At 49.0% G+C, this 23,553-nt stretch carries 21 protein-coding genes and 2 pseudogenes; 17 read left to right on the forward strand and 6 right to left on the reverse strand.

Annotated features, from left to right (window positions below; translation table 11 throughout):
- The first annotated feature begins 11 nt into the window (after positions 1 to 11).
- The 11 genes from NZD86_RS05110 to NZD86_RS05160 all read left to right on the forward strand — a co-directional run bounded on the left by NZD86_RS05110 (position 12) and on the right by NZD86_RS05160 (position 10,990).
- Positions 12 to 827, forward strand: a complete 816-nt coding sequence (locus NZD86_RS05110; RefSeq protein ID WP_268045415.1) for an alpha/beta fold hydrolase — start codon at positions 12 to 14, stop codon at positions 825 to 827.
- 27 nt (positions 828 to 854) lie between these two features.
- A complete protein-coding gene (locus tag NZD86_RS05115) occupies positions 855 to 1,151 on the forward strand; it encodes a GIY-YIG nuclease family protein (protein ID WP_268045416.1) in 297 nt (98 codons plus the stop codon).
- Between the two features lie 112 nt (positions 1,152 to 1,263).
- Positions 1,264 to 1,773: an NfeD family protein gene (locus tag NZD86_RS05120; RefSeq protein ID WP_268045417.1), complete on the forward strand. Its 510-nt coding sequence runs from the start codon at positions 1,264 to 1,266 to the stop codon at positions 1,771 to 1,773.
- Between the two features lie 30 nt (positions 1,774 to 1,803).
- Entirely contained in the window at positions 1,804 to 2,742 is a 939-nt protein-coding gene (locus tag NZD86_RS05125; protein ID WP_268045418.1) for an SPFH domain-containing protein, read from the forward strand.
- Between the two features lie 299 nt (positions 2,743 to 3,041).
- Complete coding sequence (locus NZD86_RS05130) at positions 3,042 to 4,544, forward strand: malate:quinone oxidoreductase (protein WP_268045419.1); 1,503 nt, start codon at positions 3,042 to 3,044, stop codon at positions 4,542 to 4,544.
- 400 nt (positions 4,545 to 4,944) lie between these two features.
- On the forward strand, positions 4,945 to 6,354 hold the full coding sequence (locus tag NZD86_RS05135) for a PTS mannitol transporter subunit IIBC (protein WP_268046798.1): 1,410 nt from the start codon (positions 4,945 to 4,947) through the stop codon (positions 6,352 to 6,354).
- A 13-nt stretch (positions 6,355 to 6,367) separates the two neighbouring features.
- On the forward strand, positions 6,368 to 8,395 hold the full coding sequence (locus tag NZD86_RS05140) for a BglG family transcription antiterminator (RefSeq protein ID WP_268045420.1): 2,028 nt from the start codon (positions 6,368 to 6,370) through the stop codon (positions 8,393 to 8,395).
- 7 nt (positions 8,396 to 8,402) lie between these two features.
- Positions 8,403 to 8,843: a PTS mannitol transporter subunit IIA gene (locus NZD86_RS05145; protein ID WP_268045421.1), complete on the forward strand. Its 441-nt coding sequence runs from the start codon at positions 8,403 to 8,405 to the stop codon at positions 8,841 to 8,843.
- Positions 8,840 to 9,997, forward strand: coding sequence for a mannitol-1-phosphate 5-dehydrogenase (locus NZD86_RS05150; protein ID WP_268045423.1), 1,158 nt, complete (start codon positions 8,840 to 8,842; stop codon positions 9,995 to 9,997). The genes NZD86_RS05145 and NZD86_RS05150 overlap by 4 nt, the downstream gene beginning before the upstream one ends.
- 19 nt (positions 9,998 to 10,016) lie before the next feature.
- Positions 10,017 to 10,277 carry an HPr family phosphocarrier protein gene (locus NZD86_RS05155; protein WP_268045424.1) on the forward strand — a complete coding sequence of 87 codons (261 nt, stop codon included), beginning with the start codon at positions 10,017 to 10,019 and terminating at the stop codon, positions 10,275 to 10,277.
- Positions 10,278 to 10,549: 272 nt separating this feature from the next.
- Positions 10,550 to 10,990, forward strand: a complete 441-nt coding sequence (locus NZD86_RS05160) for a hypothetical protein (protein WP_268045425.1) — start codon at positions 10,550 to 10,552, stop codon at positions 10,988 to 10,990.
- Here NZD86_RS05160 and NZD86_RS05165 read toward each other — a convergent pair whose 3' ends face one another.
- Both NZD86_RS05165 and NZD86_RS05170 read right to left on the reverse strand, forming a co-directional pair.
- Positions 10,991 to 11,389 carry a hypothetical protein gene (locus NZD86_RS05165; RefSeq protein ID WP_268045426.1) on the reverse strand — a complete coding sequence of 133 codons (399 nt, stop codon included), beginning with the start codon at positions 11,387 to 11,389 and terminating at the stop codon, positions 10,991 to 10,993.
- Positions 11,390 to 11,896: 507 nt separating this feature from the next.
- Positions 11,897 to 12,532, reverse strand: a complete 636-nt coding sequence (locus tag NZD86_RS05170) for a GntR family transcriptional regulator (protein WP_268045427.1) — start codon at positions 12,530 to 12,532, stop codon at positions 11,897 to 11,899.
- Positions 12,533 to 12,888: 356 nt separating this feature from the next.
- Between NZD86_RS05170 and NZD86_RS05175 the strand changes: the two genes are divergently transcribed.
- Together NZD86_RS05175 and NZD86_RS05180 are read left to right on the forward strand one after the other, a co-directional pair.
- On the forward strand, positions 12,889 to 13,752 hold the full coding sequence (locus NZD86_RS05175; protein ID WP_268045429.1) for a hydroxymethylglutaryl-CoA lyase: 864 nt from the start codon (positions 12,889 to 12,891) through the stop codon (positions 13,750 to 13,752).
- A gap of 174 nt (positions 13,753 to 13,926) precedes the next feature.
- Complete coding sequence (locus NZD86_RS05180) at positions 13,927 to 14,079, forward strand: hypothetical protein (protein ID WP_268045430.1); 153 nt, start codon at positions 13,927 to 13,929, stop codon at positions 14,077 to 14,079.
- Between the two features lie 392 nt (positions 14,080 to 14,471).
- Here NZD86_RS05180 and NZD86_RS05185 read toward each other — a convergent pair.
- A protein-coding gene (locus NZD86_RS05185; protein WP_407655237.1) for an IS3 family transposase occupies positions 14,472 to 15,622 on the reverse strand; the annotation gives its coding sequence in 2 pieces (ribosomal slippage) (positions 14,472 to 15,346 and positions 15,346 to 15,622; 1,152 coding nt in all).
- A 347-nt stretch (positions 15,623 to 15,969) separates the two neighbouring features.
- On the opposite strand from NZD86_RS05185, the gene NZD86_RS05190 reads away from it, so the two are divergent.
- Positions 15,970 to 16,338 carry an alpha/beta fold hydrolase gene (locus NZD86_RS05190; RefSeq protein ID WP_268045431.1) on the forward strand — a complete coding sequence of 123 codons (369 nt, stop codon included), beginning with the start codon at positions 15,970 to 15,972 and terminating at the stop codon, positions 16,336 to 16,338.
- Between the two features lie 136 nt (positions 16,339 to 16,474).
- Here NZD86_RS05190 and NZD86_RS05195 read toward each other — a convergent pair whose 3' ends face one another.
- Entirely contained in the window at positions 16,475 to 19,738 is a 3,264-nt protein-coding gene (locus tag NZD86_RS05195) for a DEAD/DEAH box helicase (protein ID WP_268045432.1), read from the reverse strand.
- A gap of 109 nt (positions 19,739 to 19,847) precedes the next feature.
- On the opposite strand from NZD86_RS05195, the pseudogene NZD86_RS05200 reads away from it, so the two are divergent.
- The 3 genes and pseudogenes from NZD86_RS05200 to NZD86_RS05210 form a co-directional block, all read left to right on the forward strand.
- Positions 19,848 to 20,059: pseudogene (locus tag NZD86_RS05200) on the forward strand (mannonate dehydratase); the annotation flags it as partial.
- 66 nt (positions 20,060 to 20,125) lie between these two features.
- The gene (locus NZD86_RS05205; RefSeq protein WP_326492662.1) at positions 20,126 to 20,539 is read left to right on the forward strand and encodes a beta/alpha barrel domain-containing protein; all 414 of its coding nucleotides are present in this window, start codon (positions 20,126 to 20,128) and stop codon (positions 20,537 to 20,539) included.
- A gap of 541 nt (positions 20,540 to 21,080) precedes the next feature.
- Entirely contained in the window at positions 21,081 to 21,890 is an 810-nt protein-coding gene (locus tag NZD86_RS05210; RefSeq protein ID WP_268045433.1) for a TrmB family transcriptional regulator, read from the forward strand.
- Positions 21,891 to 22,215: 325 nt separating this feature from the next.
- On the opposite strand, the pseudogene NZD86_RS05215 reads toward NZD86_RS05210, so the two are convergent.
- Together NZD86_RS05215 and NZD86_RS05220 are read right to left on the reverse strand one after the other, a co-directional pair.
- Positions 22,216 to 22,586 (reverse strand): annotated as a pseudogene (locus NZD86_RS05215) (alpha/beta hydrolase fold domain-containing protein); the annotation flags it as partial.
- A gap of 41 nt (positions 22,587 to 22,627) precedes the next feature.
- Entirely contained in the window at positions 22,628 to 23,542 is a 915-nt protein-coding gene (locus tag NZD86_RS05220) for a LysR family transcriptional regulator (RefSeq protein ID WP_268045434.1), read from the reverse strand.
- Positions 23,543 to 23,553 lie beyond the last annotated feature (11 nt).

The raw sequence follows: 23,553 nt of genomic DNA on the forward strand, positions 1-23,553 counted from the left end.
ATAGGTAATATATGGAGGAGGCGATCGCGTTGCCGACAGCATCGATCCACGGAGCAGACATTTACTACGAAGTCCAGGGCGAGGGCTACCCGCTTATTCTCATCATGGGACTCGGTGCGAACATCGATTGGTGGGGTACCGGCTTTATCAAGCAGCTTGCGAGACATCACAAAGTCGTCGCATTGGACAACCGGGGTGCGGGTCGGACGAGGACACCTGACGGACCGTTTCGTATCGAAGACATGGCGGCAGATGTCGCGGGACTGATGGATGAACTTTCAATCGAACGAGCTGATGTGTATGGCATGTCGATGGGGGGCATGATCGCTCAGGAATTCGCCCTCACGTATGCGGAGCGAATTCATCGACTCATTCTCGGTTGTACGAGTTGCGGTAGTCACCAGCAAGTGATGCCCACTCCGTTGGCTGCAACGTTGCTTATGGCGGCACCAGCGACATTGGAGGAAGCCATGGAGCACCAGGCGAAACTATTGTTCCCGGACGAGTTCGTGGACAAGAACCGCCCGTTGCTCGTCGAGTCCTATAAGGTTCTGATACGCCATCCCATGAGCCGCGAAAATTTTGTGAGGCAGTTTGGTGCCATTCAAGCCTGGCAAGGGTCATTTGACCGCTTGCATGCGATCTCCTGCCCGACCCTTATTTTACACGGTACGGAGGACATTCTGTTACCCGTTGGGAATGCGGAAATTCTGCACGACCATATTCCAGGTTCACACCTGATTCGGTATGAGGGGTGTGGGCACGCGTTTACCGTGCAAATGGCCACCCGAGTCCTGGCGGATATCGAGGAGTTCCTGCTATCATAGTGAGAAGAAGTCAATGCCAAGCGTCGAATGGGAGAACCGAGTTTGTTTTACGTATATATCGTCGAATGCGCCGACGAAACGCTTTACACGGGATATACAGCGGATCTAGAAGAACGGCTGGCCACGCACAACGCGGGAAAAGGGGCAAAATACACACGTGGGCGTACTCCTGTGCGCCTTCTTCACACGGAGACTTTCCTGGACAAGTCTGACGCGCTGCGCCGTGAACTGGCGATCAAAAAGCTGTCAAGACAACAGAAGTACCGATTGATCGATCTCGGCAAACGAGGATCGGTACCGAATAAGTCCACATCTCATGAGTAGCTTCCATTTAGTTCTAGACGGTAAATATAAAATCGAATACGCTTTAGCTAACGTAATTTTTCGCAGTCCGCTCCAATCGCTTCTCCATAACCTGGTGTAGGGAGGTGGATGAATGAACTGGATCGATTGGATGTGGCTGATTCTTACATTTGTTTGCATCATCCTGGAACTGCTTACAACGGGCATTTTCTTCGTGTTGTTTGCTGTTGGAACCATGGCTGCATTTGTGTATGCTCGGTTGTCGCCCAGTGTAACGGGTCAAGTTATCACCTTCGCCGTTGTCACGCTCTTGTGTCTTCTGTTCCTTCGCCCATTCGTAAGGCGGTGGTTACACCTCGGGAAGTACGGTAAGGACCACACCGTTCCCGATTATATCGAGCAAAACATCGGCAAGGAGGGCGTCGTTGTTCAGCCCATAGAGAGTGAGGGTACAGGCCAAATAAAAATTGGGTCAGAAGTGTGGACGGCTAGAATGGCAAGTGGCGGTCGAGCTTCTGTGGATGATCGGGTACGTGTTGTTCGGATTCAAGGCGTTACAGCCTATGTGGAGGCACTCGCTGCCACTTCGTCTTCATTCAAGCCGAAGTCAGGGGAACCCGACGGGACAGTGGATAGAAAGTAGTGGCCCGTCCAATTTGAAAGGGGAACAAGCGTGATCGCGACATATGTTGTTTTAGCAATCATCGTGTTGTTTGTCATCATCCTTGTCGTTTCGAGTATCAAAATTGTGAACCAGAATGAAGTGTTGATGATCGAACGGCTGGGTAAGTTTCACAAGAAGGCGCAGTCGGGGTTAAATCTCATCCTTCCATTTATTGATCGAGTTGTTAATCGTATCGATCTCCGGACACAGGTTATCGATTCTCCACCGCAGTCAGTCATTACCAAGGACAACGTAAGCATCTCTATCGACGCCATTGTCTACTTCCGAGTGACGGACCCTTACAACGCTACGTATCAAATCGAGGACGTGTTCCGCGCACTGGAGTATCTCACGGCAACGAATTTACGGGATGTCATTGGTAGCTTAGACCTCGACGAAACGCTGTCATCCCGCGAGCAAATCAATACGCGGCTTCGCACGTCGCTGGATGAGGCGACCGATCCATGGGGCGTCAAAGTAGAGCGCGTAGAAGTGAAGAACATCAATCCGCCGGCTGACATTAAGGAAGCGATGGAAAAGCAAATGCGCGCAGAGCGTGAAAAGCGCGCGGCGATTCTGACGGCTGAAGGGGAAAAGCAAGCGGCCATCACACAGGCAGAAGGTAAGAAACAGGCAGCTATTCTACAGGCGGAAGCTGTCAAAGAAGCAAACATTCGCAGGGCGGAAGGTGAAGCATTGGCCATCCGCCAAATCGCCGATGCGGACGCCAAAAGGATCCAAATGATCTACGACGCACTTCGTGCAGCAAATCTTGATGAGCGCATGTTGGCTCTAAAAGGTATTGAGGCGTTCGAGAAATTGGCGAACAGCGACAACAAAGTGTTCGTACCGTTTGAGTCCACCGCCGTGATGGGTGCGTTCGGCGGTGTGCAAGCATTGCTGGGGCAGCAAGTAACGTCGACTCCACCTGGAAAGCCAAAAGCGTAGAGTTTGCGGCCATTCAGGTCGCTTAACCGCGGCGATATTCATCCATAGGAGACCACGAGGGATTGTCCGGTAGGGCAGTCCCTCGTGCGCGTGAAGGGACTTTTCACCTGATTACCAACTTCACGAATAATTATCAGATAATAGTAGATATTTTATTTCTATCATTAATTATAATAGACTATGACATGGTTATAATTGAGACAGAAAAGGTGTGCTCCTTCGTAGCGCTTCGCTTTTTGTAATACCTGGGCAGGAGCGTCTACTATTTTTTTCAAATATAGGAAATAAGGAAGGCTACAATGAACAAAATACAGAAAAAAACAGACGTTATCTTAATTGGTGCCGGAGTCATGAGCGCGACTTTGGGATCATTACTGAAAGAGTTAGCACCTGAATGGGAAATCAAAGTGTTTGAGAAACTCGGACACGCTGGAGAAGAAAGCTCTAACGAATGGAATAATGCGGGTACGGGCCATTCTGCACTGTGCGAGCTTAACTATACATTCGAAAAACCTGACGGATCTATAGATATTAGCAAAGCGATAAAAATTAATGAGCAGTTTCAGCTTTCCAGACAGTTTTGGTCTTATCTTGTCAAGAGCAATCTGATTCGTAATCCCCAGGACTTTATCATGCCAATACCTCATATGAGTTTAGTACAAGGGGAAAAAAATGTAACGTTTTTGAAAAAACGTTTTGAAGCGCTGTCAAACAATCCCCTGTTTCAAGGGATGGAATTTTCCGATGACCCTGAGCAACTGAAGGAATGGATTCCGCTTATCATGCAAGACCGCACATCGAATGAACCGATAGCGGCAACAAAAATTGACTCTGGAACGGATGTCAACTTTGGTGCCTTAACACGCATGTTGTTTGATCACTTACAGAGTAAAGACGTCGAGATAAACTACAAGCATAAGGTTGAGAATATTGAACGTACTAGCGATGGCTCATGGGAAGTAAAAGTGCATGATATCGATAGCGGTCAAATCGAATACCATACTGCAAATTTCGTCTTTATCGGCGGTGGGGGCGGAAGCCTGCCTTTACTACAAAAAACCGGTATTCCTGAGTCAAAACATATTGGAGGATTCCCGGTAAGCGGACTGTTTATGGTATGTAACAATCCGGAAGTTGTAGCAGAGCATCATGCAAAAGTATACGGTAAGGCTAAGGTTGGCGCTCCTCCAATGTCTGTTCCGCATCTTGATACAAGATATATTGACAATAAAAAAACATTGCTGTTTGGACCGTTTGCCGGCTTCTCACCAAAGTTCTTAAAGACTGGTTCAAATCTTGATTTGATCAGTTCCGTAAAACCGAATAATGTCTTAACTATGTTGGCGGCAGGCGTAAAAGAGATGGCACTGACAAAATACCTGATCCAGCAAGTTATGTTATCGGATGAAAAGCGCATGGAAGAATTACGCGAGTTTATTCCGAGCGCTAAAAGCGAGGATTGGGATATAGTCGTAGCGGGCCAACGTGTGCAAGTTATCAAAGATACTGAGGATGGCGGTAAAGGAACACTTCAATTTGGCACGGAAGTGATTAGTTCCGCTGACGGCTCAATAGCTGCATTGCTCGGCGCTTCCCCAGGCGCTTCTACTGCCGTTCACGTTATGCTCGAGGTCTTAGAAACATGCTTCCCACAACATATGAAAGAGTGGGAACCGAAAATACAAGAAATGATTCCTTCTTATGGTGTGTCACTCGTGGAAAACCCAGAACTTTTCCAAGAAATTCATACTTCAACAGGGCAGATGCTTGGTTTATGTAAGAAAGAACTAGCCTATAGTTAATCCTTTCTCACCGTTTTCCTCGGGGACTCATCCTCCACGTCCACGCCATTCAAGGCTCTTCATGATACCTTTGTCTTCTAACTCCATACCAAGGCAGGGACGCACGCGGGAGACCGCGCGCGTCGCATACCGTGGTGAGGTGTGGGGCAGTAGAGCAGTAGCGATTTGCGGAAAAACCTGTGAAAGCGGTTTATCAAAAAGCCTTGCAGCAATTGAGCTATTAATTGTTGTCGTCTAGGCGGAAGACAGGGTTGAATTAGTCTCTGTTGAAGGCTTCCCTTGCGCGACTTACAGTAACATTGAGGATTTTTTCAATGAACTTCTTTCGAGGGAGGCGAACGAGTTGGCAATCGTTCAGGACACATCGACCATCACGTCCGGCGGCAAAGCGCGCGCTGGCATGCAACGGTTTGGTGGATTTCTTGCCGGCATGGTAATGCCCAACATACCTGCATTTATTGCATGGGGACTGATTACGGCTTTCTTTATTCCCAAAGGGTGGACGCCAAATGCCCACTTTGCTCAGTTGGTGACACCATTCGTCAATTTCTTAATCCCGGTACTAATTGGATATACTGGTGGTAAATTGGTGAACGCTGAACGTGGAGCCGTTGTAGGCGCTTTAGCTACAGCGGGTGTTGCCATTGGATCGTCTCAGCCGATGTTTATCGGAGCGATGATCATGGGCCCGCTTGGGGGCTACTTGATTAAGCTGTTTGATAGAGCGGTCAAGGACCGGATCCTATCCGGTTTCGAAATGCTGGTGAACACGTTTTCCGCCGGCATTATCGGAGGCGGCTTGTCGCTGTTTGGTTTCTGGGGCGTGCAGCCCGTTATGGACCACGTATCCATCGCCTTGGGGCTTGCAGCAACTTGGATCACGTCAATTCATCTGTTGCCACTGATTGCAGTCTTTATTGAACCAGGTAAGGTGCTCTTCTTAAATAACGCTATTAACCACGGAATTTTAGATCCGTTAGGTCTACAGCAGGCAAAGGAAACTGGGAAGTCGATTTTCTTCTTGCTAGAAACAGATCCGGGACCGGGCTTAGGTGTTTTGCTCGCCTATTGGGTGTTCGGTAAAGGATCGGTGAGACAGTCCGCACCAGGCGCCGTTCTCATTGAGTTCTTCGGTGGTATTCACGAAATTTACTTTCCGTATATCTTGATGAAACCGATCCTGATTCTCGCTGTGATCGGCGGGGGCATCGCGGCTGACGCAACGTTCATGCTGTTACATGCAGGACTCGTGGCAACAGCGTCTCCAGGGAGTATCTTCGCGGAAATGATGATGGCGCCGCGTGGCGGATGGATACCCATTCTCGCAGGTATTTTTGTGGGCGTCGCCATTTCGTTCCTCATTGCCTCGGCGTTCCTAAGCCGCTCCAAAACGGAGATGACAGCTGATACATTGGCGATGGCTCAAACCACTGTGAAGGACATGAAGGCACAGAGCAAGGGTCAGCCCACATCGGCCGCAACGGCTGTTGCGAATGCCACTGTTGACCACAACGCGACACTGGAAACCCTCCCCACTCGCGTCATCTTCGCTTGTGAAGCGGGTATGGGTTCCAGTGCAATGGGTGCTTCGCTGTTGCGAAAGCGTCTGAAAGATGCGGGATACGACATACCGGTCGACCATCTTGCAGTCAATCAGTTGCCGACTGATGCACAAGTGGTCTTCACGCAAAATAGTTTGTCAGAACGGGCGAGACAAGTCGCCACCGGAGCAAAGATTTACATTGTTGAAAACTTCTTGGATAAGACCACCTATGAGCAATTCGTCAATGACTTGAATCAGCTCCAATAAAGCTGGGGTGAGGATGACACAAAAGTTAACGTCGAGACAAAAGTATATTTTACACCTACTTTATGATGGCCACGTTTCTACTGTAGATGAAATGGTACGGCGACTTGAAGTCAGTCGCCGTACCATTCAACGTGATGTGACAGCATTGCAGAGCTACTTGAAAGAGTTTCAAGTTGAACTTCGTGCTGAACTTGGTCACATCGTCGTTCACGGCCAACAGGGTGACTTCCTCCGTGCGCTTGGGGACAGTGGGAAATTGCCGAAAACCCTGGCCCTGACACCGAAAGATCGGGCTTTTTATGTCGTCTTGGAGTTGCTCGCGCACAAGGGACCACTGAAGCTGAGTTATCTCGGGAAAAAGTTGAACGTCACGAGTGCAAGTGTCAGTCACGATTTGAACCAAGTTGGAGATTGGCTTAGGTCCCGTGGACTTCGTCTCATTCGACGCCCTGGCTATGGTGTGGAAGTGGTTGGTGATGAATCGCTTCGGTTGGAGTCCATCGCGGAGCTGGTGTATGAGCAACTGCCCATGCATGACTTAATGGCTGTCTTCCGTAGCGAACCTGAGCACGCAAATTCGCATCCACTATACGCGTGGTTTGCAAATTGGTTTGGGCGGGATCGCTTAGACGATGTGCGGATGATTCTTTCAGAAGAACTTGCGGCACTCAACCCGCCACTCGACGAGGCAGCTTTTTATGGCTTCATGCTGCACGTCCTTCTCACGTGCATGCGGATAGAAGATGACTCCTATCTCGATCCCGACGACACGTCCACCAAACCATCAGCCGATACGGACTTATGTAGGCGGATCCTGCGCCGGTTGTTGCCGAATGCCTCCCACGTGGAGGGGGAAGCACAATACCTCGCAAAGCATCTGCGAGGTGCAAAAGTGATGATGACAGCCGAAAGCCGCATTCTCCCTCTCAATATCACGTCCATGGATGTGGCGTTTCAATTGATTCAATTTTTAAGTGGGACGTTGAACTTAAGGCTGACGGAAGATCGAGACTTGCTGCTTGGCCTCGCACAACACCTGGAGCCGGCCATTTACCGAATTAAAGCGGGGTTGGTTATACGCAACCCACTATTGGATGAAATTCGAAAACGGTATCCGTCGCTGTTTGAGGCGATGCGAGAAGCAAGTAAGCAGGTGCTGGAACCATTCGGATTAGCGGTGCTGGATGCCGAAATTGGCTACCTCACCATGCATCTTGGTGCCGCTTTGGAGCGACGGAAGGCCGGCAACAAGTGGAGAGCGAAAATTGTGTGCCCCAATGGGATCAGCTCGGCCGAGTTGCTCGCCAGTCGCATGAGAAACGAGTTTCCACAGGTGAAAATTGTAAGCGTCGAATCCATTCACGCTCTGGATGATACGGATTGCGATTTTATCGTCTCCACTGTTCCGCTGGATGAGAAGTTAGGCAAGTCCATTACCGTATCTCCATTTCTGGATGAGCACGATGTGGCGGGTGTTCAAAGTGTTCTTCGAGAATTAGAAGCGGATCGTTTGCCAGTGGCAGAACAACATATCGAAACAACCCGGGGAAACGTGGATGGAGCCGAGCAGTTTATCCAGGATTTATCTGTACGTGTACAGGTTCACCGCATACCGGCAGAACGCGTACCGGAGATGATACGGCGAATTGCGCAAGACGTTGTCAGGGCGAACGACGCGACAGATGTGGAACACCTTTTCGCTGCAATTGAAGAACGCGAACGGCTGGGAAGTATCGTTCTCCCCGGCAAGCAATTTTCCGTACTGCACGCCAGAACACCGGCTGTTACACGTTGTCACGTGTCCGTTTATCGGCTGGATTCTCCGATTCTAATGCAAGGCGTTGGCCGACAAATGGAGCGAGTCAACAGCGTACTGGTGCTCCTCGCCCCAGTCGAAGAAAGTGCGGGCCGTATTCGTCTGCTTGGCCGCTTGAGTTCCGCACTTGTCATGGATGAACACCTTGTGGAAGCTCTGCGCGCTGCATCACTGAAAGAAGTACGATCCGCTATTTACAATGCAATGAATCACACACAGGAGTGATATAGAGATGAACAACACGCTTCAGGAATCGAACATTATTCTCAACGTTGCAAGTGAAGACAAACAATCAGCCATCCGGCGGGTCGGAAACAAGCTGGTTGAAAATGGATACGTGGAAGCACCATATGTGGAAGGTATGTTTGCGCGCGAGGAATCAATGACGACGTATATCGGAAATGGTGTTGCCATACCGCACAGCATGCCTGAATACGTTCAGCATATTGTAAAGTCGGGTATCGTGCTCGCACAGTATCCAGATGGTGTCGACTTCGGGAATGGCAATGTGGCGTATCTCGTCATCGGGATCGCGGGCAAAGGTGAGGAGCATATGGAAGTTCTGTCCTCTATAGCCATCGTATGTTCAGAGCAGGAAAACGTGGACAAGCTTGTCCATGCAACGACCGCAAGCGAAGTGATCGAGGTTATTTCTCAAGGTGAGTCGCTATGAAAAAAGCTGTTCACTTTGGCGCAGGCAATATTGGTCGCGGATTCATTGGTCTCTTGTTACACCGAGCAGGTTACGAGGTCGTCTTCGCTGATGTCGTGGCGTCGCTCATTGACGACATCAATGCCTCGCATGCCTATCGAATCATCGTGCTGGATGAAGATGTTCAAACAGAAACAGTGGATAACGTACGTGCTGTTTTGCTTGATTCAGCGGCTTGTAGACAGGAACTCGTAGACGCGGAGATCATCACGACTGCGGTAGGACTCGGTAATCTAGCAAACCTGGCGGCTATCATCGCAGAAGGGCTGAAGCTTCGTCGGGACCAGAACCCAAGTGCGGTTGTAAATATTATGGCGTGCGAAAACGCTATTCGGGCGACCACCACACTGAAACAGGAAATTCTCAGCCACAGTGATGCGGAACTTACGGCGTGGATCGAGAATCACGTCGGTTTTGCTGATGTCGCTGTCGACCGCATCGCGCCGAACCGTGCAGGCTATGCCTCTGAACCGCTGGACGCTGTTGTGGAGCGGTATTTTGAGTGGGACATCGAGGCCCCGACGCTCAAGGGCGATGTCACGATACCTGGAGCAACGTTTGTTCAGCAGCTCGATCCCTATTTGGAGCGCAAGTTGTTCATCTTGAATGGCGCGCACGCAACGGCCGCTTTCGCTGGTTATCGTAAGCACTACGCAACAATTCTCGATGCTATGCAGGATAGTGAAATTGCCAATATCGTTACCAGGGTTCAGCACGAAGCCATCATTGGGCTTGTCAATCGCTATCCTGAATTCAACATGGAGACGCTGGGGCGATATGCCGAAAGCGTGAGGGCCCGGTTCCTCAATCCACACATTCTTGACGACGTGGCGAGGGTGGGAAGAGATCCGCTTAGGAAGCTGTCTGCACAGGATCGTTTGGTTCGGCCCCTCCTTCTTGCTCGACAAGTCAGCGAAGAGACACCCGGCCTCGTCAACGCGATCGCGCTTGGCTTGTGCTACGACAACCCCGGCGATGAGGCTGCCGTACAACTGCAACAGAAACTCCGAGATTTCGGTGTCAAAGAAACAGTGACTCGTATCACCGGAATATCGCAAGAAACTATCCTAGATGAAATTGTGGCTGCCTTCGATAAGTGGCAGGTATTTGCGTAATTCATACAGGGGGAACAGTATGGAAAGACAAGTTACGCTGACGAACGGGGCAGGTCTGCACGCCCGCCCAGCTTCTGTTTTCGTAGCGGAGGCAAACAAGTTTTCTTCGGATGTGTTTGTCGAAGCAGACGGAAAACGGGTCAATGCGAAAAGCATTCTTGGGCTCCTGACGCTCGGTTTGCCGCAAGGCACGACCATCACCATCATCACAGAGGGCTCGGACGCTGAACAAGCGTTAAATACACTGTCCAACCTTGTTGAGACGGGATTTGGCGAGTAACGATTCACGGATGATCCGGTGTGGCTTGTTGGAAAAGGGCGTCCCACAAGGCATCTCCATGGTGCCAATGTGGGACGCTCTTTTTCAATGGCGCGAGCGGCGGATGATGGGTACCCTTGTGAGCCCGGTCACGATTTCTAAGTGTCAATTAATATGGAGTTTCAGCGCATTTCACGGTAGTATCAATTCTGGCGCATATTGCGATGGTGCTCCTTTATTTTGTTATGCTGGGATGGGAAAGACAAAATTCGTGTAAACAGCGGGGGGATTTAGTGAAACACACAGCTTTGTTTTTTCACTTGTTAGGACTTTCTGTTTGGATGGGAGCGTTCGTTGCCATGCTCATTTGTGTGTTTGGCCTGCGCAGTAGCCATGTTGGTGTTGAAAGCAAACAGATGCTCAATAAACTTCAGAGCACGCTAACGGTCATTGGGAATGGTGGCGCTTTGGCCATGCTCATCAGTGGCTTTGTGTTGTTTACCATGAGTGATACCCATGCGCTCTGGGTGGACGTGATGGCCGGACTTGGCGGTGGAATATGTGTGTTTTCGATTATCGCTATAACGCTCCAAAGCGGGATTCTATCCGGTCGGATCAAGTCAAACTCATTCGATGAATTATTGACTCGTCAACTGGCTTTGTTGAATGTATCCTCCTGGATAGTAACCCTGGGAATTGTTGTTGTGTTAGCGGTTGTCAGTTATCGGGTGTAATTAATAGCCAAATGTTTTGGCCATTGCTGCTAGCTGCTGTGGCGTGAATTTAGATAGTAGTTCTTGTTCGAGTTTGGCCTTCTGTTCTGCTGAAAGGGAATCCGGATGTGCGTAACCGTTGGCCAGTTGCGCCATTTCCGACGGTGACAGCTTGCTTGCAGCAAATTGAATTGCTTGTTCTTGGGTTTTAAATTCTTGACCACTGGAATTGCCTTTCGAGAGTTGCGACTGAACTTGTTTCGATTGCAAAATTTTATGGACGGATGCTTGTCCCGCAGGGGTACTTATCTCCTGACTCACTTTCGTGGCGACGACGTTTGTGGCCTCGTGCTTGACAAACCATGCACCGCCGGCGACCACGACTGCAGCAGCGAGGAACACACCAACACGTTTCTTCATACTGACACTCCTTTCAATTCAAGTTTACCAAGTTGACTCAACCAAAACACCGGCAACTGTTGGCACCAGTGTTAGTTGGATGAAGATTTGACTGTTCGTAGGACCATCGCTGTTACCGTGAGCTCTCGGTTATTCTTGTGTGTTGTCATCAGGCAGGTATGGCTCGTCCTCCACATAACCGCACCCTTGGTTCGTGCACCGCATGATGTATCCGCCACACAGGTCATCGGGAACAGATTCTAAACTATATTGTCTACACAGTGGACATTGTTCCATGGTTCTCACCCCTAGTAAGGCAGCGTTCCCATATATTTACGCATTCTCACGCTAAAATACAAAAAACAAGAGCTGACTGTTTAGGACAGCTCCGACAGCGATGTGCAATTGCAACGCATCAGTTTCCACTCGTGATATGTGTACCCTTCGTTTTACGCAGTGCATAGACGAGAATGTCAGCAAGGGGATACGCGTCGGCCTCGATGCTCGGAGATATTGCCAAGCGTGAATCTAAAAGGACGACGGTTCCTTGTGTGTCGGTACGCGACTCAGCATATCCTCGTAGTTGTCAGTCAGATGTTGTTTCATCAGTGTTTCGGCGAGATCGGCATCACCGTCGATAATTGCTTGTAAGATATTGTCGTGCTCGTGTGCAACGGATGATCGGTGACGGACGACATCCCGTCGACAAAGTAGAATAATAGCTTGCATGCGTTCGATTACATGGCTGATTTGTTCGTTGTTGCTCGCTCGAACAATGACATTGTGAAACACTGTATGTGCCTTCATGGATGCTCCAAAATCGCCCGACTTTGCCTCTTCGATCAGCTCCTTCAGTGCCTGCTTGTCCGGAACAGACATACAGGTGGCTGCTTTGCGTGCGGCATAGCCCTCCATGAGAATGCGTACCTCATAGCACTCGTCAATGTCTTTTCGCGTTGGTTCAATGACGTATTTGTTTCGGAGCAACCCGTCGTGTTCCAATCGAAGGATAGATTCCCGTACGGGTGTTCTACTGACACCCAGCTGGGCCGCAATTTTTTCTTCGGCCAAACGTGTACCGGCTAATAATGTACCATCAATTATCTGACTGAATAAAAGGTCGTAGATTTGCTCACTGACTGATTTCTGTTTTTGAATTTGCAAATGAAGGCCTTCCTCTCGAAAGACAGATACAGGTATCATAATTTTCAATCAGTTCAACCGTGTTCTGTATCCAGTGTTCAGTATTATTGCATGCGGTGTTCTGTGTGTCGTATATTCGGACATGTAAGTGCTTGCAATAGAACTAGTAGAATTTTTTGAAGTGGCTTACGCTATCTCACAGGCTCTGCGGACAGGGCTCCAACGCGGGTTGGAATCAGTCTAGGCGACAGTATTGAAACACCAGGACAGATTCGCTGGGTGGGTCCGAAACTCGGAGAACATGACGAGGAGATTTTCGGGCGCCTCGGCATCAGTAAGGAAGAGAGTAAATTGCCGTCAGAAGCGGGGGCGAGATGATGGAAATGCCTATGGCCGTGGAGCTCATTGAAGTGGGACCAAGGGATGGACTGCAAAACGAACCGGAGTTCGTTTCGACTGAGAAGAAGAAGGATCTGATTCTTCAGCTTTCGAAATCTGGCTTTCGGCGAATGGAGACAGCTTCGTTTGTCCATCCCAAATGGGTGCCCCAAATGGCAGACGCGGAAGAGGTTTCAGCCTACTGTAACGAGTTGGGAATCACATATATCGCCTTGACACCGAATGTCAAAGCGCTGGAACGGGCACTGGCCGTTGGTGCTCCGCAGATTGCTGTGTTTGTCGGAGCCAGCAGCGCCTTCAATCAGAAGAACGTCAACCGAACGACGGATGAATCACTGGAAGAGTGTGAAGCGCTGTTTACCCGCGCGCAGCAGAACAACGTGTTCATACGCGCCTACGTTTCTATGGCCTTTCACTGCCCGTTCCAAGGGACGGTCACGTTTGACGAAGTTGACCACGTTGTGAAACGCTTCGTCGATCTCGGCGCCGACGAGATCGACATCGGCGACACCAACGGCCAAGCGCACCCCGGAGAAGTCTACGACATGTTTGCGCGACTGCGGACCGCATATCCGAGCACCACTTTTGTGGCTCACTTTCACGATACGTCCAAACTCGCGCTCGCCAACACCTATGCCGCCATGCTAGCAGGTGTGGACAAATTCGACACGGCTGTGGGCGGTCTGGGCGGATGCCCGTTCTCACCCGGCGCAACGGGAAATGTGGCAACGGAAGACGTGCTCCAAATGATGAGTAAAATGGGGATCTCGACGGGAATCCATATGGCTCCGGAGACCATCGCATTCGCTCGGTCTCTGTCGACTCGCATCGCTGGGCCGTGAGGTTGGCGTAATTGCAGAACACTGTACGGATAAATTTGGTGCGTCGACCCCTTATGGTACTCGCCTTGAGCAACGGGTTTTCCCACGCCCGCACGATACAAGTCATCGCCATAGCCGTGGCAACCCAATAATGGTCACCCCGTCAGGCCGCTAAGCCGATGGGGTGAGTTATTTATGCGAACGAAACGCGATGATAATCGTTACTACGAGCGTAAGCAGCGCCACGAAACGTGCCTGCTTGTATACCGACTCGCCTCATATGTCACGTTCATCTCCAACCTCGCTCTGTCCGAGGGGACTTGCGGGAAGGTGTCACCCGTGGTTTAACTGGGACCGTAAATTCGGTTTATCAATCTGCTAATCCCACCACAGGATGTAAAATTTAAATTATACAAACGTTTGTTGAGCTGTTGGTACTGACGCACTTCTAATTGCATACTTTATGTAAGGATTGTTATAGAGGATCGGGCGGCGCTATGAAATTATCGAACTGGCTGTCGATTACAGTGCCACACGGTTGATGCAGAGCTTACCTATTCCATATAGCGTGCCAACGCGGCAGAATCATTTGCACAAGAAGGGCGTGCGTCAACTGGATGACATTGTAGACAGGCTGCTGCTTCGAGTTGATCCGTGACGTAGCCCGAAGGTGTAAGGTGGACCCCTTTGTCAAGACACTGATTTTTTAGTTTAAGTTATGAAGTCTTATTACTGATTTTTCAGATAGCATTGGGAGGGTGTAATGCATTTCGACCCTCTTGGAAATAGATTTCAGCCGGTGTCAGATATCCGAGTGATTGGTGTGGGCGGTCGTAGTTGTACTCATTAATGAATTTGCCAATCTGTTGTCTGGCTTCCTTTGGGCTGTTGTACTCTTGTAGATAGACGTGGTCATACTTCAACGTCCTCCAGAAGCGCTCGGTGATGATGTTGTCGAGTGCCCTGTTTTTGCCGTCCATACTGATTTGGACCCCAGCTTCTTTGAGCAGGTTTGTGTATTGGTCGCTGGTGAAATGGCTACCTTGGTCGCTGTTCCAAATCACTGGTTTGGCTTGGCGTAAGGCTGAGCGGACTGCAGTCAGAACGAATGGCATTTCAAGGGTGTCATCCAATTGCCAGCTCACGACATAGCGTGAGTACCAGTCAATCACCGCTACCAGGTACATCCATCCGTGTTTGAGGCGGATATAGGTAATGTCGATTCCCCAGACGTGATTCGGATAACTTGGTGTCACATTGCGCAACAAGTACGGGTAAATCTTGTGCTTCAGGTTGCGTTTGCTCAGGTTTGGGCCTGGATAAATTGCTTCGATGCCCATCTCCCGCATGCAGCGCTGTACACGCTTCCGGTTTACTTCCCAACCTTCACGTCGCAACATGTGCACGATTTTACGGCTGCCATAAGTCGGGTGTGCAGTGTATATTTCATCGATCTGATGCTTCAGTCTTACCTCATCTTCCGACGGCTGCACGGGCTTATAATAGAGGCTGGATCGGCTTAGGCTCAGGAGATGAGCTTGGGTACGCAGGGGAACCTTTTCGTTCTCTCGCTCCACCATGGACGTACGCTCACTCCTTGTCCGGATTGATGCCACTCTTTTTTTAGCCACTCCAGTTGAGTGGTGAGTTGACCGACCTTGGCGTAGAGTCGTTCGATTTTCTGCTCCTGTGCCTTCTGTTCTTTGACCGCCTTCCGTTCATCTACGAACAAGCTGGACATGTTCTCTAGGGCGACTTTCTTCCACTGGCTCAATTGCACCGGGTGAACACCGTACTCCGAAGCAATCTGCGCCATGGTTTTTTCCTCTTTTAGAATCTCTTGGACGACTTTGGCTTTGAACTCGGGTGTGTACTGTTTTTTCATAGGCATAGTGTAACCCAACTGTCCTCCTATCTGGTGTCCGGATTCTTGGGTCCACTATAGTGTTGCAACATATTCTCAGTTTGACGGATGAGTTCGGCAATCCTGTTGCACACAAAGAAATTCGCGACAACATCGTGACGGTGGGGCACGAGACGATTTGCTGAACTGGGTGCTTTACGCGCTCGGTAGGCAGAGGTCTCGGTGAAACGGTGCTCTATGGAGAAGAAGATTGCCCTTCGAGTGTGGTGCAATTTTGCTGAATTTACATATAGATACGAAAATGGGGAGGGTGAAACATGACTGAACAGAGAAGGCTCTAGTAACGCTACCCGACGGACGTGAGCTTGAGGTCATTGAAGCAGGCGATGTGGATTCGCGTGCCGTTATCGTGCATAACGGCACGCCGACTGTGGCCGGTCTCATCCGGTAGCACGTTGCCGATGCACTGGACCGCGGCCTGCGCATTATCAGCTATGGTCGACCGGGTTATGGGTCATCCACGTGCCAACCACAGCGTAGCGCCGCATCAGCGGGCTCAAGATACTGCCGATTTGGCGGACGCTCTCGGCGTCGGGATTTGGCAAGGTGAACATGACCTCATGGTGCCGTTCAGTCACGGCAAATGGCTCGCCGAGGCCATCCCGCAAGCGGAAGTTCATCTGAGCCCCGAGGACGGCCACCTAACTCTCTACGTGCGTCGCGTACCGGAAGTCCGTGCTTGACTTGCGTCGCACTTCTAAAGCAAAGGCATCCTAACGAACTGGTTCCGCAGTGGTATCTGAAAATGTGCCGGTTCAGGGCGCTTTTTCAGCTTGGTTGGATGGATGGATCTAGTTTAGTAGTGATCATAGGTTGAAGTTATATTTTCAACAGTTCGCGAATATCTGCCTCCGTGAGGGATGACAGTGCGGCCTCACCAGGTTGGATGACAGCCTCTACAAGGTTCTTTTTCTTCTGCTGCAGTTCGTACATTTGCTCCTCAATGGAACCCTCAGCAACCATACGAATGACTTGCACGACATTTTTCTGTCCCATGCGATGGGCGCGATCCGCCGCTTGTTCCTCGACAGCCGGGTTCCACCACAGATCATACAGGATAACCGTATCTGCCCCGGTCAAGTTGAGTCCTGTTCCACCTGCTTTTAGGGAAATCAGAAACACGTCGGCCTCTCCGTTGTTGAATCGCTGGCATAAATCAACACGGTCTTTGGCGGGGGTTTTTCCATCGAGATAGAACATATTGACTTGGCGCTTTGCCAATACTGAACGCATAAGCGCCAGCATCTCAGTGAACTGGGAGAATACGAGCAGTCGATGGCCGCCTTCTATACACTCACCTACCAGTTCGGTGAATTGTTCCAGTTTGCCGGAAGTTCCACGATAGTTGTCAACAAATAGGGCTGGGTGACAGCATAGTTGGCGTAACCGGGTTATGCCGGATAGAATCTTCATGCGACTCTTCTGAAACCCATCTGTTTCTAGGCTTGCCGCAGTTTCCGCTTGCATTTGTGCGAGGTAGGCCATGTATAGCTTTTTTTGATCTGTCGTTAAGTCTGAGTACTGCACGGTCTCAATTTTCTCCGGTAACTCGCGCAACACATCGCCTTTCATTCGGCGTAAGATGAAAGGCCGTACGCGTTTTGCGACCTCACTAGGAGATAGTTGGCTAAACTGTTTATAGTTTGGAAAGAGGTCTGGAAAGACGGCGTTGCAGATAGACCACAAGTCGTTCAATGAGTTTTCTACAGGCGTACCAGTGAGTGCAAAGCGATGACTGGCTTGCAGGGCGCATACAGCCTTTGCCGTCTGTGATGCCGGATTTTTAATGACTTGTGCTTCGTCCAGAATGAGTACGTGAAATTGTTTGTCGGCATACATTTCATTATCTCTACGCAGCAGTGGATACGAGGTGATGAGAATATCGAACTCACTTCCATCGGTAAGGATCAAGTCGCGACTTTGCTTGTCTCCGGCTACAATTCCTACGCGTAAATTGGGTGCAAATCGCTTTAGTTCGTTGCTCCAGTTGTACACCAACGATGCCGGGCAAACGATGAGTGCCTGTTGCGCGCGACCCTCGCCTTGAAGAATATCATGCTCAGACTGAAGGTAGGCAATGGCTTGCAGTGTTTTTCCCAACCCCATGTCATCCGCAAGAATTCCGCCAAAGTGGTAGTGGCTTAGCGTTTTGAGCCACTGATAACCGTATACTTGATAGTCACGCAAAATTGGGGTAAGCGTGGATGGAACAGTAAATTCCAGACCGTCCGGATTGCGGACGTCGTCTAACAGTTGCCGTATTTTTCGTCCTAGTTTTACGTGTCCACCCGCTTTTGCGTCGTCCAGAGCGTGTAATCCACGAATGACTGGCAATTGAATGCGATCACCACGAATATCTGACATACGAATGGACATGCTTTCCATCGTGTGGCGAAGACGCTCGTAAGCGTCGTCCTCGAGGGACAGAAAGGCGCCATTTGACAATCGATGATAGCGCTTTTTCTCGACAAGAGATTGTAGGACAGATCGAATCTCTAGCTCGTCCATTTCGTCGAAATCGAAACGCACTTCAAGCCAATTTGTTTCACCTAATTCAACATTCACTTTAGGACTACTGGATGGCCGACTCATCATGACATCGACAGCGGATGTCACCATCACCTTAGCTAGTGTTTGAAGCACGGGAAGCGACTTTTGTAGAAATTCATACGTTTCTTCTTCGCCTGCTGTATAGAACTGCTGTCCATCTGTATACAACGGTGCCTGCTCCAGGACACGCATGACTTGATGTTCTGCGGACAAGTCGCGAATCACTGTTTTACCGTCTGGAAGTTTTAAGTCAGCACGGGGCACAAGCGCATTCTCTACCATCTCGCCGTATACATACTCCATACGAATGATGAGCTTATCTTCGTCGCGATCGATATAGAGGTTTACATTCAATGGCAATCGGACGTATTCCACTTGAACTGTCGACGGAATATCCACATGACCAAATTGCGTCAACTTTGGGACGACCTGTTGCATGAAAATCGGGAGATCTGACGGTGTTAGGAAAATGGAATCGTTTTGCTCATAACGGAGATGGCTTTTGAGTGAATTGACACGTTCCAGCTGACGAGGGTCCATCTGGTACAGTGCACCGTTCAAATATAGACATCCGTAGTTTTTTAGGATCACTGACTCCTTGAGTCCGTTCAAATGAAACTCATGCGCGTTTGCCTTCTCTTCGTCTAATTGGAAATGAAATGGTGGCTTTTCGTCCAGAACACACAGGGGTCCAACCAGTTGTCCTGCAACTTCCATTTTTGCTTCTACGGATTGTAGCAGTGGCAGTAGACTTGGCCATGCTTGTGGCGGAATAGGTAGTGTGCGGTCGTTAGAGGTTCCAGACTTCACTCCATACGGAGCTAAGGTTTCGCGATACATTCGCTCTGTGGCGTAAATCTCTGCAAGACTATGAATGACAGCCATATCGGAATAGGAAAACGTGTGAACGGACGGATCAAACGTAAAGTTTTTTGAAAAGACGTGCTCATGTCCGGCTTCTATTTTGGTTAGGAAGTCTCTGATCTTTTGAACAATGTACAGGCGCTGGGGACCCACGCGCATTTCCACTGATAAATGACCGGCACCCGTCCACTCTTGTTCAACCCGGCAAATGAATTCGGCATTCAGAGCCTGTAGGGCACCTAACGGCACGGTGATTTCATCGGCATCCGGAGCGTCATCAAACAGGGCAAGCACACGTTTTGCGAATTCTCGTTGATGGGCCTTCTTATTGCTGCCTTGTACTGAGGGTAAGGATGACCACGTTACAGCGCTGGCAGCATCCGAATACCTCGATGAAATATGGATGAGGAGAGCGGCAACGTGTTTACAATATTCATCGTAGGCGAAGAATGCCGGGCAGTCACACTCCGCCCAGATGTCACCATCGTCGTCACGGCCAACCTCGACATCATACCGTTCCTTACCTTGCACAGTTGCCTTGAAGCTGTTATCTGAAGGGTCGTAAATACAGTTTAGTACGCGGTCTGACAGATAGTACCGCTCTCCACGGCTATATGTTGTACTGCCAAAAAGGTCCTTGACTTCGTGAATCGTAATCCATTTTGCCATGTTCTTTATACCTTCTTTATCTATTTTTTAGTGCCGATTCATTCGTTGTGTAGGATAAGTTTCGTTCTATTTTACAACATTACCTTATTCGAGGTGTCAAGAGGACCGTATACCCCTTGATCATATTCGACAGATCCCTGGTGTTGAAGGTGTTGTTTGGGCCTTGCACGATGTCCCCGTTGGTGAGGAATGGCCAATGGAAAAGATTCTTGAGGTTAAGAGACAAACGAAGCGTACGGTCTCAACATCGATGTAGTTGAAAGTGTGAATGTCCATGAGGATATCAAGCTAGGGCTTGCTACAAGAGATCAGTATATAGAGAATTCTGAAACGGCTCGCATTGCGATTTTAGCGGGAGCAGAGTTCATCGTCGGGCCAAGCTTTGACTTGGAGACTGCAAAACTATGTAATCGCTATCAAGTTCCGTATATGCCAGGATGCATGACGATAGCCGATATGGTTCGCGCATTAGAAGCTGGATGCGACATCATCAAACTGTTCCCGGGGAGTGCGTTTAAGCCTTCCTTTGTCAAAGACGTGAAAGGGCCACTTCCCCATGTGAATCTTATGCCAACTGGTGGTATAAGCCTAGATAACGTGAAAGATTGGATCAAAAACGGAGTGATTGCCGTGGGCGTAGGCGGTCAATTAACAAAGGGAACACCGGAACAGATCACGCAGACGGCTAAAGAGTTCGTCGCAAAGATTCGTGAAGCGAGAGCGGAACTTCAAAAATCAGGCTTCTATGAGGCGATGAAAAAGCAGTTGCCAACAGGTGTCAACATAGTGCTTCCAAACTGAATAGGCGAAAATTGTGGCCCATGCTGGCGAGGGGGAAAGTGTGTCCAAAAGTGCATTCCTGGACCGCTATGCTATTGGGTTCGCTAACATATTTACCACGAAACTGAATTCCCAGCCCTGTCAGGTTATTAAACGAAAAAACCGTCGAAATCCGGGTTTATTGACATCTCTGAATGATAGTGGGTATTATAATAACCACTAATAAAGAGGAGGCTAATCCATCAAAAGAATTAATCCTCGAGCTACGGAAAACTTTGAAATAGATTGTCTTGAAAAATTCATAGACAAATTCACTGGGGGTTATAAACATGGTATCCAAAACGTGTCCTTCCTGCAGTAAAACGTCACATGCCTCGGTTACCCTTGAAAAATGGATATGTCCATACTGTCATGAGGACCTAACTTCCACTGAATATGAGAAGGAAATCACCGAAAACAAGTCGGAGGGCATTCGGAATCGCTAGCTTGTTCTTATTTTAGATTCAAATGGGATATCTAAGAATTGGGCACAATATGTGGACAAAACTAAGCAGGAGGGTATATGGAGGGAATTTTAAAGGAACTTCAGAAACTTGGGTTTTCACAATACGAATGCAAAGCGTATATAGGTTTGTTGCAGAACTCGTCGGTGACCGGATATGAGTTAAGTAAACGATCAGGAGTTCCGCGTTCCATGATTTATGAGGTATTAGGAAAATTGTTGGATAAGGGTGCTATTTATACAGTACCTTCCGATCCTGTAAAGTATTCTCCGCTACCGGCGAAAGAATTAATCCATCGACTGCGGAAAAGCTTTGATGAATCCTTTGATTTTCTGGAAACGAAACTAGCAACGCTGGAAAATGAGCGGGATACCGATGTGATTTGGCGTGTAAATGGTGATGAACATGTGGTGGATGAGATCGTCGACATGATTGACAAGGCGCAAGATGAAGTCTGGTTGTCTATCTGGAATCCGCAGGCTTCCTTCGTCAAGGAAGTGATAGACAAGAGGATCCGTGATGGAATCAAGGTGTTTTCGATGCTTTTTTCGGAACCGAATAATCAACTGGGTGTCACGTTTCATCATGAGTTCATGGCTCCAGACATAACAGAAAAACGGATGGGCGGACGGCTAACGATTGTGGCTCGCGACAAGGAAGAAGTATTGATTGCAAATTTTGCCCCTGGCACAACTGCGTGGGCAGTCAAGACAAAAGACCCAGCTTTAGTTTTAGTGGCGATCGAATATATTCGGCACGATATTGCATATGTAGAGTTAGCAAAAGAAGTGGGGGAGAATCAGGTACAATCATTTTGGGTAAATGATCCAGATCTGTACTACGTAGTAACAGGAAAACGGTTCGAATAGGAACCTCTTTCTCTTTTTATAGTAAATATTGAGAAGACTAGGGCGTGAAGACAAAAAACAAATCTCACACAAATTCAAATTGCAGCTACGGCGCTAACGGAGGCCCTATGCGACCTAAGGCCACGGCAAAAACATCTTATGCTTACTCTAGGTGGCCACCAGCAATGACCACAGATGTCTCACTTAGAGACTACTTCGAAGTCCTGTCATCCTACGACAGGCCTTTTTCACTGTGAACCACTGATATCGTATGTTCTGTCAGGGGCAAACCCGTTTTGCCCGCGTAACCGTCGATGATCGGATTCATCGCGAGCGTTCTAGATGACTATTGGTTTAAGGCACGCTTTAGGGCTTCAACGTATCCGGCTCTAGCACGTTGACTTATTTCTGCTTGAGGGAAGATTACGTCAAAGCCATGACAACATCCAGGGTAAAGATGGAACGCTGTAGGAACTCCCGTACGAGATAGTCTCGCAACATAATTGTTTCATCTCGAAACGGGTCAAGCTCGCCCACACAGGTGTATGTTGGAGGAAGGTTCGATAGGTCGATTTTTCTGCTCGGAGCAGCGTATTTTGAGACTTCATCATTGAGCTTTCCCAAATATGCAGCCCAACCGATAAGATTTGATTCTCTGTTCCAAACCCTCGGATCTGTGATTTCGTTACTCGATGGGGTGATATTTCGATCATCGATGTCCCCATTCCCTTGGCTTATTGGAATCAGCGCTTAACTAACTAGTCGGGAATAGAATATTCAACGCTCAATTGCTCCAAAAACGTGGAAATGGTTCGAGGAACATGCTGCCCCCGTCTCCATACCGCATGGGTAGTGACGAAGCCAATGGATTGGTCAACGGGGTGCGCCGTTAACTTCTCTCTTAAGAATGAACGCGTTACGATGGATTTTGGCATAATAGAGATACCCAATCCTCCCGCAGTCAATTGCAAAATGGTGTCAATACTCGCACTCTCCATAGTTTGGTATAGGGCAGCTCCTTGGTCCGCCATCCATCTTTCGAGAATTCGCCGATAGGTACAACCCTCACGAAACGTGATGATGACTGGGTTCTCCATCAGCATGCTGTCGGGCGTGCTTCCACACGGCGTGATAATAGCCAACTCCTCGATAACCAGCGCTTTCGAGTCCACCTCTAAGTGCTCGACCGCACCCGCCACCAGTGCTATGTCGAATGTTCTGTCGACAACTCCTTGGAGGAGTTCCCTTGTGGTTCCAGTTTGCAGCGAAATCTCTACGCTAGGATTTTCTTTATGGAAACGTGTAATCCAGCCAGCCGTGTGCAAAGCCGCCGTTGTTTCGAGCGATCCGATGCGGATTGAGCCGAATAGTTCATCTTGTTCTAAAAGTACGCTTCGGGTTTCATTCCATTGAACGAGGAGCGATTCAACGTATGGATACAATTTCTTTCCTTCTGCAGTTAAAACAACCCCCGTCTTCAAACGTTCAAACAGAGGGTGGTGTAACTCAGTCTCAAGAAGTCGAACCCGTCCAGTGATGTGTGACTGTACAAATCCAAGCTGTTTGGCGGCACGGGTCATACTTCCCGTACGTGCCACCGTATAAAAAATCTCTAAGTCCTTCATATCCATCTTTGCATCACCATCAGTAATAATGATTTTTATTATCAGCAAGAATCATTTTA

The sequence above is a fragment of the Alicyclobacillus dauci genome (assembly GCF_026651605.1).
Taxonomy (GTDB): domain Bacteria; phylum Bacillota; class Bacilli; order Alicyclobacillales; family Alicyclobacillaceae; genus Alicyclobacillus; species Alicyclobacillus dauci.

Coding starts and splice junctions, on each gene's coding strand:
- NZD86_RS05145 (WP_268045421.1), top strand. CDS start 8,403: ATGAACAACACGCTTCAGGAATCGAACATTATTCTCAACGTTGCAAGT.
- NZD86_RS05165 (WP_268045426.1), bottom strand. CDS start 11,389: ATGAAGAAACGTGTTGGTGTGTTCCTCGCTGCTGCAGTCGTGGTCGCC.
- NZD86_RS05175 (WP_268045429.1), top strand. CDS start 12,889: ATGGAAATGCCTATGGCCGTGGAGCTCATTGAAGTGGGACCAAGGGAT.
- NZD86_RS05180 (WP_268045430.1), top strand. CDS start 13,927: ATGCGAACGAAACGCGATGATAATCGTTACTACGAGCGTAAGCAGCGC.
- NZD86_RS05150 (WP_268045423.1), top strand. CDS start 8,840: ATGAAAAAAGCTGTTCACTTTGGCGCAGGCAATATTGGTCGCGGATTC.
- NZD86_RS05120 (WP_268045417.1), top strand. CDS start 1,264: ATGAACTGGATCGATTGGATGTGGCTGATTCTTACATTTGTTTGCATC.
- NZD86_RS05115 (WP_268045416.1), top strand. CDS start 855: ATGGGAGAACCGAGTTTGTTTTACGTATATATCGTCGAATGCGCCGAC.
- NZD86_RS05195 (WP_268045432.1), bottom strand. CDS start 19,738: ATGGCAAAATGGATTACGATTCACGAAGTCAAGGACCTTTTTGGCAGT.
- NZD86_RS05130 (WP_268045419.1), top strand. CDS start 3,042: ATGAACAAAATACAGAAAAAAACAGACGTTATCTTAATTGGTGCCGGA.
- NZD86_RS05140 (WP_268045420.1), top strand. CDS start 6,368: ATGACACAAAAGTTAACGTCGAGACAAAAGTATATTTTACACCTACTT.
- NZD86_RS05110 (WP_268045415.1), top strand. CDS start 12: ATGGAGGAGGCGATCGCGTTGCCGACAGCATCGATCCACGGAGCAGAC.
- NZD86_RS05210 (WP_268045433.1), top strand. CDS start 21,081: ATGGAGGGAATTTTAAAGGAACTTCAGAAACTTGGGTTTTCACAATAC.
- NZD86_RS05155 (WP_268045424.1), top strand. CDS start 10,017: ATGGAAAGACAAGTTACGCTGACGAACGGGGCAGGTCTGCACGCCCGC.
- NZD86_RS05135 (WP_268046798.1), top strand. CDS start 4,945: ATGCAACGGTTTGGTGGATTTCTTGCCGGCATGGTAATGCCCAACATA.